Raw genomic sequence first — 11,494 nt, 5'->3', positions numbered from 1 at the left:
TCAACCGCTTCTCGTTGCGCAGCAAAGCCAAGGTGCAGGGCCAATGGCGTTTATTCTGCATGGTACACAATATCGAAAAGGTGATGCGTTACGGTGAAATGGAAAAAGAAAGAGCCCAAAAGGTGGCCTAAAGGGCAACTAATACGCGCTGACTGCGCATAATATGGCATTATGTCAAATAGATGTGGGTGGTTTCTACACAGTCTAGAATCATCCCATAAAACCAATAGAAGAGAGCTATGGACAGACGATTTTTCCCGAAACGTTTTTCTACAAGCTCGTTAGCAAGGTTGTTTGAATGTATAGCCTGGGCAGACATTATGTTTTGCCCTGCAGACATCGCGAGATAGATTGCTTTATCCATAATTAAAAGCGCCTGTTTATTAACACTACCAATGGAAAATGCAATTAGGATGCCAACAACTTTTTTATGCGGACAAATACCTATACCGCAAGCTATACCACTAAACTGATAGCAAAAATAAAAGGCCAAAATAGAAAAAGCCCGAAACAAAGCGTTCGGGCCAAGGGGATTAGCGGAAATTAAGAAGCCTATAAAAGATGCCGCGCCTGCCTGCATTGATAAAAACCAGCGGAGCCGTGTGCAAGCCGTCATGTTGTACGACATGAATAACTTGCGAAAAATGCGTGTACGAGAGAGAGTTGACAAGCATTTTAAACTGATTTCTAACGCCGCAAGACAAGCGCAACAACTTTTATAGACCTCCTAAAAACCTCTAATAAGATTATACTTACGTAAAATAATTAACGTAGATTAATAATTGCCTGAGTAACTGTATCCGCCGTTTCTATCGTTTTAGCATTCGCTTGGAAGTTACGTTGCGCAATAATCAAATGCACCAGCTCCTCTGATAAATCGACATTGGAATCCTCTAACGCTCCCGACTGTATAGTCCCTAAAGAACCCGTTAATGGTGCGCCAATTATCGGTTGCCCCGACTCAAAAGACTCACCCCAACTAGAGCTGCCTAAAGGTGTTAACCCCTGTAGGTTACCAAAAGTGGCTAACGCTAATTGCCCCAACTGCTTCGCCTCACCATTGGTAAAACGCGCAAAGATAACACCGGTTTTATCGACTTCCACACTGGACAAGCGCCCTGATGAAAAACCATCTTGGCCGACACTGGTAACGGAAAATTCACTACCGAATTGGGTAGAGCTACCCACACTAATGGTAAAGTTTGCAGGTGTAGTCGCCCCGTTATTATTGCCGTTACCATCTACAGGATTCCAAGCGTTAACACTGGCAGGCGTTAACGGCGAAGCCAAGCTACCATCAGCATTGAAATTTAACGAAATAGGCGTATCACTGGCAGTAGGCGTAATGACATTTTGATCGTCAATTTTTACATACATCTGCCATTGATTAACGGCCGGTGCTGGATCTTTAACAAAATAGTTGGTTTGCACATGGGGGTTGCCCAGGCTGTCGTACACTGTCAAAGAAGTAGAAGTATTGTAACTATCGGGGTCGGTATAATCGAAAGGACTTACCGCCGGAGCAGTCGCTCTAGAGTCCAAATTAAACTCTATATCTACTGCACTGGTTGAAGCTGGAGCGATGTTTTGCGTTTGTATTTGCAAGTCGCCGGTCACACCCGTTGAGATAGCGCCTGATGAATTAATTTGATAACCCTGCAAACGTGCGCCGTTATTAGCAACGACATAACCATCTTTATCCAAACCAAAATAACCTGCACGGCTATAGGTGGTTGCGCCAGCATCGCTGAGCACAAACATACCGGTACCATCAATGGCCAAATCCAAACTATTGTCGGTAAATGAAATATTACCTTGGTCAAATTGCTGCGCTATATCGGTTACTAATACACCGCTACCTGCGGAAGAACCACCGCCAATTAAACTGCCGGCGTAAACATCTCCAAATTCTGCACGCGACCCTTTAAAACCTGCTGTACTCGCGTTGGCAATATTATTACCCGTTACCGATAAATCTTGATTAGCAGCCCGCAAGCCACTTAATGCGGTATTAAACGACATAATTCACTCCTCTACCTTATTAGGTAATGCTGTTATCTATTGCCTATAAAATTTCTGAAACGCTGGACAAGGACATAGGCCCTATGCCGGCGATATTTAATGTTAGGGTGCCATTGCCACCTACAGTGACACTATCGACATTAGCGCTTAAATCGGTGGCTAATTGCTGCGGACCCTCAGTAGTGCTGGCTATGGCCTCAAAGCGATACTTACCGGCAGGCAAGGTAGTGCCATCATTATTTTTGCCATCCCACACAAAAGTCACATCACCACCTTCATGCGGGCCTAACAATTCCCTACCTACCAATTGATTGGCCGAGTTGTATATATTCATACTCAAATCAGCGGTGCTATAGGGTAAGTTGATAGTACCGGCTATGTAACTACCGCTTGCCAAATACGCATTTTCAGCTGGCACTTTTACACTGCGCCCCACTAATGAAGATGCTTGTAGCGCCTGGCTAGATTGAAAACCCTGATTCATGTCGGTGACGGTATTATTTAATTTATCTAAACCTTCTACCGAACTAAATTGCGCTAACTGCGCCACAAACTCACTGTTAGTTTGTGGGTCTAGCGGGTTTTGATTATTCATCTGCGTAATCATTAATTTTAAGAAAGCATCCTGACCCAACTCGTTACTTTTGGTACGGCCCTGTGCTTGCTGCTTATCCTGTATAGACAAGTCCGCTAATAAACCGGTTGAAATTACACTGTCAGTCATTGCCTTGCTTCCTAAATCCTACGATTACTCATGTTGCGCTCGCTATCACTAAAGGCTTATTGCCCTAAGCTTAATAATCCACGCATCATGGTTTTTGCTGAGTTCATCATTTCCACATTCATTTGAAATGAACGCGATGAAGAAATCATATCAGCCATTTCTTCCACCACATTAACGTTGGGGTAGTACACATAACCCTCTTTATCCGCCTTGGGATGCTGGGGTTCGTAACGCTTTTGTAATGGAGCATCGCTTTCGACGATGCCATCTACTTTAACGCCTACACTAGCTTCATCTTGGATGGAGCTCATAAAACCATCACCCTGCATCTCCGATTGATGTACCGCCGAAAAAACCGGGTGCCTAGCTCGGTAGACTTCACCAATACTGCTGCTGGCAGCCTGGGCATTGGCCAGGTTACTCGCCGTGGTATTTAACCGTAGGCTTTGTGCCGCCATACCTGAGCCGGCTATGTCAAAAATACTGCTGATTGACATTATATTTCTCCTTTAATGGCCTTACTTAGACCTTTAAATTTGCCGTTTAAAAACTGAAAACTGGCCTGAAAATCCATAGTGTTTTTAGCGAAGCGACTCATTTCTGATTGTTCGTCTACGGTATTTCCATCCAGCGAGGGCTGTAAAGGCACACGGTATTTTAAATCCAGCGCCGTAACACCCTGACCTTGCGCAACACCAAAATGCTTGCTGTTAGTCGCCTTCATGCTGGCAGCGTTACCCGTCATAGCTAGCTGGCTTTTCAATGCGCTCTTAAAATCTATATCGCGAGCTTTATAATTAGGCGTATCAACATTGGTCAAATTACTAGCCAGCACTTCGGCACGTTTAGTGCGTAGCCCTAATGCGGCCTCGTGTACCCCTAATGCATTTGAAAAACTAATCGCCATTACATTTTACCCGTCACAATTACCTGTTATCACCCCGCTGGGCTAACAAGCAAAGTATTAACACTTGTTGCTTATGGATATAGTAATAGCAAAGCCTGTGCCAGCTTTGCTATTGCAGCAAAAACAGCGGGTTGGGGGCAGATATAGAAAAGGTGGCGGCAAACAATTGCTGGCCAGAGCGGCAAGCGGCAAGGCAAAGGCGGCAAGGTTTACAACTACCCCGCCTCGTAGATAACAAAAAAGCCCAGCACCATAGGGCTGAGCTTTTTAATGTTCGGAGCATTATTCAGTCCGTTTTCAGGTGGCTATACAGGGCGCTGTTTAGGCAAATGACCAGCACACCCTTCAAATAGCTTTATAAATAATACCCGGATGGCAATGTACCATTTCATAGAATTCGCTTAAATCCGTCATGCCCTCTGAGGCTCCCAGCACTAAATAGCCACCTGGCTTTAAGCTAGCGTGTATGCGCCGTAAGATGTCTTTTTTTAACTCTTGTGAAAAGTAAATCAACACATTGCGGCAAAACACAGCATCAAACTTACCTAAACTAATAAAGCCATCCATTAAGTTTAAGAGCTGAAACCTAACCCGCTCACGGCACACCGCCTTTAATCGCCAACAGTCATTTTCTGTAGACTCAAAAAACTGCCTCAGACGCCGCTCGGATAAGCCGCGCCCCAGTGACAGACCATCATACTCTGCTGCCCGGCAGGCCTCTAACATAGACTTGGATAGGTCTGTAGCCACAATATTTAACGGGGGTAATTTGGCCCGGTAAGCCGCTCGATACTCATCGTATATCATACTGAGCGAGTAAGGCTCTTGCCCCGAGGAGCAGGCTGCCGACCAAATTCGTAAACTGCTACCGCCATTGGCAATCGCTGCGGGCAAAATCGTGTTTTTAAACACGTCAAAAGGGTGGGTGTCACGAAACCAGAGGGTTTCGTTAGTGGTCATGGCATCTATCACCTCTTCTTTTAAGGGGCGATTATTCACAAGGCTAATCTTTTCTATTAACTCACTAAGGCTGGCAATCTGATTAGACGCCATAATCTTGCTTAATCGGCTGGCCACTAAATATTGCTTATTGTCACCCAATAATATGCCGCAGGCACTTTCTAAAAACGCGCGAAAGTTTTGGTAATCTTTCGACGACACTTGCGCACTGGCATGAGAAGGCAAACCATAGCTCTGTTGGCTCATAGATACTGCTAACCTTTTTATTACGGGAATGCCGTTAAGCATACAGAATTTTCCACCTTGCTCCGATAAAATATATCGTTGCGAACAAAGTTTACTGCCTGCTAAGCCTACTCCCCTGCATTAACGGCCTTAATTCTATCGGTAACCATGGTTGCTAATTGATCAGGGTTAAACTTGGCTAAAAAATTATCAGCCCCTACCTTTTTCACCATAGCCTGATTAAAAACACCACTGAGCGAGGTGTGCAGCACCACATGTAACTTAGCCAAACGGGCATCGGCTCGCACCTCTGAGGTGAGGGTATAGCCATCCATTTCCGGCATCTCTATATCTGAAATCATCACCATATATTTCTTAGAGACATCGATGCCCTCGTCAGCCAATGCCAACAGATGCTCATAGGCCTGGCGGCCATCATTCAGCACCGTTGTTTCTACGCCTATACTCTCTACACAGCGTTTAATTTGCTTACGGGCTATAGCCGAGTCATCGACAATTAATACGTGCTTGCTCGCAGCCTCCACGCCGATATCGTCATCGACTACCCCTGCGGAAATTTCTTCCACCATGGGCGAAACTTCAGACAGAATTTTTTCTACGTCTATGATTTCCACTAAACGACCATCGATATTGGTGACCGCCGTTAAATAATGCTCGCGCCCCGAGGCCTTGGGTGGTGGATGTATATCACCCCAGTTCATATTGATAATGCGCTCTACCCCGCGCACGAGAAAGCCCTGCGTCGCCGTATTATATTCAGTAATAATAACAAAGCAGCTCTCTATGTCGTCTAATTCGCCTTGGCCGGTAGCCAAACTCAAATCCATAATCGGGATAGTGCCTCCACGTATATGGGAGACGCCTCTCACCACCGGATTGCGCTGGGGGATCTTGGTCAGCTTAGGACACTGCAACACCTCTTTAACCTTAAACACATTAATACCGTATACCTGCGCACCATCTAGGCGAAACAACAGTAGCTCTAGGCGGTTTTGCCCGACTAGCTGGGTACGCTGATTGACTGTATCGAGTACACCTGCCATATTTTTCTCCAATAACGATTACGTTAGTCTCATCAAACCAACCGGCTTGGCCCGGTGCTAGTGAGAACATAGCACTCTAGCACCATTACCCCGCTCACGGCCATTAACGGCATACTACTTGCAGTATTTCTTGAACGAGCTATTGAGCGTCATTTTTTCGACTTCAATATGTCATCGGCAGCAAAGCAGCAATATTTAGCGCACTAACAGATAAAGCATAGGCTAAGTTAATGAAAGCACGTAGTATTTTAATAGCGATAAGCACCCTAATCTCGCTCAGCCCCGCGGTAGTGCAGGCCGATACCAGCGCGGCTGACATTAGCAGCAGCATAAAACTCTTTATGGATGACTACCGCAGTGAGCTACAGCAACGCTACCCCAATGCCAGCCGTATCAGCCATCAAATTAACGCCTTAGATTCACGCCTAAGCATGGCCGACTGCGCCCAAGCACTGGCAGTAGAGCGCCATGATAATAACACCGTAGGCCGCGTCAACCTCAAGGTTAGCTGCTCGCAGCCAGGACGCTGGTCATTGTATGTGCCTATTGAGATACAACTCTTTCACCCCGTCGTGGTCGCCGCAGGACCCATCAATAAAGACACCCAGTTCAGCCCTCAGCACCTAGACCTACGCGAAGTCGATTTAGGCGGCATACGGGGCAGTTATTATTTTCGTAAAAGTGATGTGGTGGGGATGGAAGCCAGCCGTGCACTTAAGCCTGGCGTAGTCATCTCCAGCAGCTATTTACAGGCCTCTTTGATGGTAGAAAGAGGCGACGCCGTGGTGCTCAGCGCCGAATCTGGCAGCTTAACCGTTAAGGCCCCCGCCATCGCCCTCAGCGATGGCCGCCAAGGGCAGCAAATACAGGTGCAAAACAGACAATCAAAACGCGTCATCGACGCCCGTGTCACCGGGCCTGGAGCCGTGCAGGCCAGTTTATAAACACCCTGCAGAAACCCGTAATAAAAAAGGTAAATATGTTAAAGTTCGCGGCATTACTGCCGATAAATACCATGAACGTTTTATATTTGCCTTAATTTGCCAATTAGGATTAGAGAAATGGTTAGAGATATCAGTGGCTTAGGAAGCCCAAACCGCAACGAGCTGCGTACTGATCGCAAGGACGAGAACGGCGCCAAAGCCGAGCAAAGCAAAAGCGCTGCGGTCGATAGCAATGCTAAAGCTCCCGTTAGCGGCGACCAAGTTAACTTAAGCAGCCAAGCGCAAACCCTTAAAAGCTTAGAGGGCAAGCTTGCAGACTTGCCTGAAGTGAACGAGGAACGCGTGGCCAGCATCAAAGCCGCCATAGAAAGCGGCGAATACCGTATAGACAACAACAAAATCGCTGAAAAATTACTCAGTTCAGATGCGCTCTTCGGCAAATAGCGCGCACTGAACCGCTCTTTGAGCACCCGCTCGCCTAGCGAGCAAAAGGCAAATATAAAACATTCAAAAGGTTTAATCCTATGGCAACTTCACCGCAGTTGTGGTCAGAGCTTCTAGCCACCTTCCACAAAGACCTACCCCTCACTACCCAGCTACATAAGCTGCTATTACAAGAGCGTAGCGCTCTAGAAAACCGCGACTACGACAATATTAAAACTCTGCTAGCTGACAAAAATAGCTTGGTCAAAAACCTTAAGCAGCATGCCCACACTCGCATGCACGCCCTACAGGCAGCAGGCCTAGCGGATGAAACCGCCACCCTCAATGCTGCCGAACAAGAGTCACCGATAGTAGCCAAGGCGTGGCGACAACTGGCCCAGCAATGGGATGAGTGCCAGCATTTAAATGCCGTTAACGAGCGCATACTGCAACGCACCCGCCTAGTGGTTAATCAAACGCTGGACTTATTACGCGGCGCCAACCAACAAAATCGCTTATATGACCCCAAGGGTATGGCCAATAACAACAGCTCTGGCCGCAGTATCACCAGTGCTTAAAAGCTGGCAGCTCTCGTAATAGTGGCAAATCTTCGGGCCTATCTATATCGGCCAAGGGGGCTAAACAGTGATAACGACTGTCTACCCCCTTTAAAGCACTACAGCTTTGCGCCAGCACCTGATCACTACCCCAGCTAATGCCGCTAAACAGCTGCGGCCACAGGCGTTTAAACCCCAACAGCACATAGCCACCATCCTCGGCAGGGCCAAACACCACATCGACTCCCTGCTGCAATCGCTGCAGAGCCTGCGCTATATAGGCAGCGTCAATAAAAGGGCAATCGGCTCCCAACAACAGCACCGCCTCGGCATCTACCAAGGCATGGACGGCAGCTCCGGCCATACGTTGACCCAAGTCACCCTTACCCTGTTCGACTATCTCCAAGCAATAGCGCTGCCGCAAACCCTGCCAGCATTCATGCTCACCGCTATAGCACAACTGCACCGGTGCCAACCGCGCCTGTTGTAGGGTTGTTAAGCAATGTCCCAGTAATTCTTTATGTAATTGTGCCGATTGCGCAGGGCTAAGCTGCGGCTGCATGCGGGTTTTCACCTGCCCCGCCACCGGTGCTTTCGCAAATACCAGAATTTTACAACGCGGATAGACGAACTCACCCATAGTAAAGCCGGTGTAATAACCGTGGGCTGAACTTTAAAAAATAGCCCAAGCGCAGCAACCACATTAACGCTATGGTTTTGATCACCCCCCGCTGTAACCAGCGACGGCTAGAGGTGAGCACCGGCTGAGGCACAATACTAGGGCGAGCACGGCGACGCAGCTGCTTACACAGCGCCACGTCTTCCATTAACGAAATAGCGGGATACCCACCCAGCTCAATAAATAGCTGACGCTGCACAAAAATAGATTGATCGCCGGTAGCCACCGACGTAAGCCCAGAGCGCAAATTTATTAATGCCTGCACCCAAGGCAGTAGGCTTTTACGGCTATTGAGCTGCACCTTAAAAAACCCCCAACTGGGCTGTGACTGTAATAGGTGCGCGACTGACAACGCAGGCGGTAACTGCGTATCAGCATGCAAAAACAACAGATACTCGCCTCGCGCTGCCGCTGCGCCAGCATTCATCTGCAAGGCGCGCCCCTTAGCACTTTGCAAGCTCACATCAGCCCAAGCTTGCGCAATGGCGGCACTCTCATCTTGGCTGCCGCCATCCACAATAATTAACTCACAGCCCTGCTGGCGCAGAGGCTGTAGCGCACGCAAGCTAGCTGGCAAGTGCGTCGCCTCATTGAATACCGGCATAATAATACTCAGCGCAGGCGCAAGCTCATTCATCCAAGGCGCCACCGCAGCTACTACCCTGCCCGGCCGTGCAGCCAAAACAGTGGTCGGCTATATATATCTCTTGACCGGCAAAATCCTGCCTCATTACCGACGATAAGTGCCTGCGCCCCTGTTCTACCGTTGCGCCCATAGGCAGTTCCAGCATCTGGTTAAAGTCACAATCATAAAGATAACCCTGCCAATCGATACTCAGCAGATTTTTACACATCACCGTCGCCAAATTACTGTCGCTGTAATTGGCCTTCAGCAAGTCCATATAGGTTTCAAACTGACCCTGCGCCAGCAGCACCGCACCAAAGCGACTAATGGGCATATTGGTGATGGTATACAGTTGGTTAAACACAATATTGTGGCGCTGTTTTAACTCTCTTTTGTAATCTGCCTGCAACGCTTGCTGGGGCGGTGGCAATACTGGGCCGGTGGGGTTGTAGACCAAATTTAACGGCAGCTTAGGGTTACTGCCGTAGCCCAGATGATTAAGCAGTTGCAATGCCTTGATGCTGTCGGCATAGACGCCTTTGCCGCGCTGTTTTTCGACATTCTCTGCGCTATAACAAGGTAAGGAGGCGGTGATCACCACTTCCTGCTCCGCTAAAAACTGGGCTAAGTCCTCTTGCCCAGGCTCAAACAATACCGTTAAGTTACTACGGTCTATCACCTCTACCCCTAAGGCGCGCGCCTCAGCGACCAGATAGCGGAAGTGTGGATTCAACTCAGGGGCGCCACCGGTAAGATCCAACACCTTAATGTGCTGCAGCGTAATAAATTGCAGCAACAGCTCTACGGTATCTAAGCTCATCATCTCGGTACGGCTGGGGCCTGCATTGACATGGCAGTGCACGCAGCTGAGGTTACATTTATAACCTAAGTTGACCTGTAATATAGCTAAGGTATCGCGCCGTATGGGGGGAAAGTCGGTGGCAATTAATAGTGGCCGGCTATCTAGCATCATATCTACCCATAACTAAAAAGTGGTTTCAGTGTATCGCTATTACCCGCCTTCGACCACGCCAGCCCATCATTGTTCATAGCTATCCCTTCAGGGCCATTGCCCTTGCTGATTTATTAACCAAAAACAAGAGCGCCTACTTTTTACACTAACTGACACTTAGCCAGTGGCCAGCCTTAGCGTTTCAATCCATAATGCCTAGCTCCTTACACAGGCCTAGCGGTTACGGGTAATTACCACCATGTCATCACTGCAACAAATTAAAGAAAATAAAAACTATCACAGCGCTGCGATTATTTTAGTGTTATTACTGCTGTGGATGGCCAGCGGCCTGTTTGGCGAAGAGGATAAGCCTACCGCTAGCGAACAGCCTGCTGCCAAAGCCAACTACAGCGTAAGAGCCAAGCAAATTTCGGCACAGCCTTATAGCTCACAACTACGTATTGCCGCCCAAACCGAAGCCAACCGCAGCGTCAATATGCGCGCCGAAGTTAGCGGGCAAGTGACAAGCCTGCCAGTAGCCAAAGGCGCAAGAGTGGATAGCGGTGATGTTATTTGCCAACTGGCCACAGAAGACCGGCAACTACAAGTTGATCAAGCACTAGCTCTAGTGAACAAAGCCACGCTGGAATACGATGCCGCGTTACAACTGAATAACAGTGGTTTTCAATCTAAAACCGTTATCGCCACCAAAAAATCCAACTTGGAAACCGCCAAAGCCAATTTGCAGCGCCGCCGTATAGATTTGGGGAAAATTAATATACGCGCGCCCTTTGCTGGCGTTATTGATAGCCGCCCGGTAGAAATTGGCGACTTAATGCAGCGCGGTGATGTTTGCGCCACCGTGTTAGATTTTGACCCCTTGATAGTGGCAGGCCAGGTAGCCGGTACCCATATCAAACGCATTCAAGCTGGCGACAAGATAACGGCTTTATTATTAACCGGCGAACAAGTACAAGGCCAAGTACGCTTTGTGGCTAGCCGCTCGGATAATCTCACCCGTACCTTTCGTATAGAGGCAGAGGTAAACAACCCTGACAACTTATTACACAGCGGCATTAGCGCCGATATTTTATTAGCCGCTCCCGCCGTGATGGCGCACAGCATTTCGTCGTCTTTATTATCGCTAGATGATGCGGGCAATATAGGCGTGCGTATTATCGACGCGCAATCGCGAGTGCAGTTTAAAAACGTCACTTTCATAGGCGATGATAGCCAAGGCGTGTGGGTAGTCGGCCTGCCCGAGCAATGTACACTGATCACGGTGGGCGGGGAATATGTCAGCGCCGACCAACAAGTTAGCGCAGTGATGGAAACCAGCTTGACCGATAAAAAACCTATAGCCCAGCAAAAAAAATCGCCGCCCGACCAACCTGCAGAGCTATAGGCCATTA

14 protein-coding genes are annotated in these 11,494 nt (G+C 48.1%); 4 read left to right on the top strand and 10 right to left on the bottom strand.

All coding sequences use genetic code 11. The features are described from left to right. Positions 1-169: 169 nt before the first annotated feature. From B067_RS22070 to B067_RS0119150, 7 genes are all read right to left on the bottom strand, one after another. Positions 170-616, bottom strand: coding sequence for a hypothetical protein (locus tag B067_RS22070; RefSeq protein ID WP_205620009.1), 447 nt, complete (start codon positions 614-616; stop codon positions 170-172). Between the two features lie 149 nt (positions 617-765). After that, positions 766-2,022, bottom strand: a complete 1,257-nt coding sequence (gene flgE / locus B067_RS0119180; RefSeq protein ID WP_019531723.1) for a flagellar hook protein FlgE — start codon at positions 2,020-2,022, stop codon at positions 766-768. A gap of 43 nt (positions 2,023-2,065) precedes the next feature. After that, the gene (locus B067_RS0119175) at positions 2,066-2,746 is read right to left on the bottom strand and encodes a flagellar hook assembly protein FlgD (protein WP_019531722.1); all 681 of its coding nucleotides are present in this window, start codon (positions 2,744-2,746) and stop codon (positions 2,066-2,068) included. A 56-nt stretch (positions 2,747-2,802) separates the two neighbouring features. After that, a complete protein-coding gene (flgC, locus tag B067_RS0119170) occupies positions 2,803-3,243 on the bottom strand; it encodes a flagellar basal body rod protein FlgC (protein WP_019531721.1) in 441 nt (146 codons plus the stop codon). Next, complete coding sequence (gene flgB / locus B067_RS0119165; RefSeq protein ID WP_019531720.1) at positions 3,243-3,653, bottom strand: flagellar basal body rod protein FlgB; 411 nt, start codon at positions 3,651-3,653, stop codon at positions 3,243-3,245. Before flgB ends, flgC begins: the two co-directional genes overlap by 1 nt. Before the next feature lie 345 nt (positions 3,654-3,998). Next, a complete protein-coding gene (locus B067_RS0119155) occupies positions 3,999-4,859 on the bottom strand; it encodes a CheR family methyltransferase (RefSeq protein WP_019531718.1) in 861 nt (286 codons plus the stop codon). A gap of 107 nt (positions 4,860-4,966) precedes the next feature. Continuing rightward, positions 4,967-5,902, bottom strand: a complete 936-nt coding sequence (locus tag B067_RS0119150; protein WP_019531717.1) for a chemotaxis protein CheV — start codon at positions 5,900-5,902, stop codon at positions 4,967-4,969. A 230-nt stretch (positions 5,903-6,132) separates the two neighbouring features. Here B067_RS0119150 and flgA point away from each other — a divergent pair, with 230 nt between their 5' ends. The 3 genes from flgA to B067_RS0119135 all read left to right on the top strand — a co-directional run bounded on the left by flgA (position 6,133) and on the right by B067_RS0119135 (position 7,847). Further along, positions 6,133-6,846: a flagellar basal body P-ring formation chaperone FlgA gene (gene flgA, locus B067_RS0119145; RefSeq protein WP_019531716.1), complete on the top strand. Its 714-nt coding sequence runs from the start codon at positions 6,133-6,135 to the stop codon at positions 6,844-6,846. 117 nt (positions 6,847-6,963) lie between these two features. Beyond that, on the top strand, positions 6,964-7,290 hold the full coding sequence (gene flgM / locus B067_RS21050; RefSeq protein ID WP_019531715.1) for a flagellar biosynthesis anti-sigma factor FlgM: 327 nt from the start codon (positions 6,964-6,966) through the stop codon (positions 7,288-7,290). Positions 7,291-7,370: 80 nt separating this feature from the next. After that, complete coding sequence (locus B067_RS0119135) at positions 7,371-7,847, top strand: flagella synthesis protein FlgN (protein ID WP_019531714.1); 477 nt, start codon at positions 7,371-7,373, stop codon at positions 7,845-7,847. Here B067_RS0119135 and B067_RS21045 read toward each other — a convergent pair. The 3 genes from B067_RS21045 to arsS are packed head-to-tail and all read right to left on the bottom strand — an operon-like array spanning position 7,834 to position 10,100. Continuing rightward, entirely contained in the window at positions 7,834-8,466 is a 633-nt protein-coding gene (locus B067_RS21045; RefSeq protein WP_019531713.1) for a TIGR04282 family arsenosugar biosynthesis glycosyltransferase, read from the bottom strand. The genes B067_RS0119135 and B067_RS21045 overlap by 14 nt on opposite strands. After that, positions 8,459-9,142, bottom strand: a complete 684-nt coding sequence (locus B067_RS0119125; protein WP_019531712.1) for a TIGR04283 family arsenosugar biosynthesis glycosyltransferase — start codon at positions 9,140-9,142, stop codon at positions 8,459-8,461. The genes B067_RS21045 and B067_RS0119125 overlap by 8 nt, the downstream gene beginning before the upstream one ends. After that, entirely contained in the window at positions 9,135-10,100 is a 966-nt protein-coding gene (arsS, locus tag B067_RS0119120) for an arsenosugar biosynthesis radical SAM (seleno)protein ArsS (RefSeq protein WP_026244797.1), read from the bottom strand. Before arsS ends, B067_RS0119125 begins: the two co-directional genes overlap by 8 nt. Positions 10,101-10,341: 241 nt before the next feature. On the opposite strand from arsS, the gene B067_RS21040 reads away from it, so the two are divergent. After that, a complete protein-coding gene (locus tag B067_RS21040) occupies positions 10,342-11,487 on the top strand; it encodes an efflux RND transporter periplasmic adaptor subunit (RefSeq protein WP_019531710.1) in 1,146 nt (381 codons plus the stop codon). The last annotated feature ends 7 nt before the right edge of the window (positions 11,488-11,494 follow it).

The organism is Dasania marina DSM 21967, assembly GCF_000373485.1.
Classification (GTDB): Bacteria; Pseudomonadota; Gammaproteobacteria; order Pseudomonadales; family Dasaniaceae; genus Dasania; species Dasania marina.
This window is presented reverse-complemented; position numbering and strand designations above follow the sequence as displayed.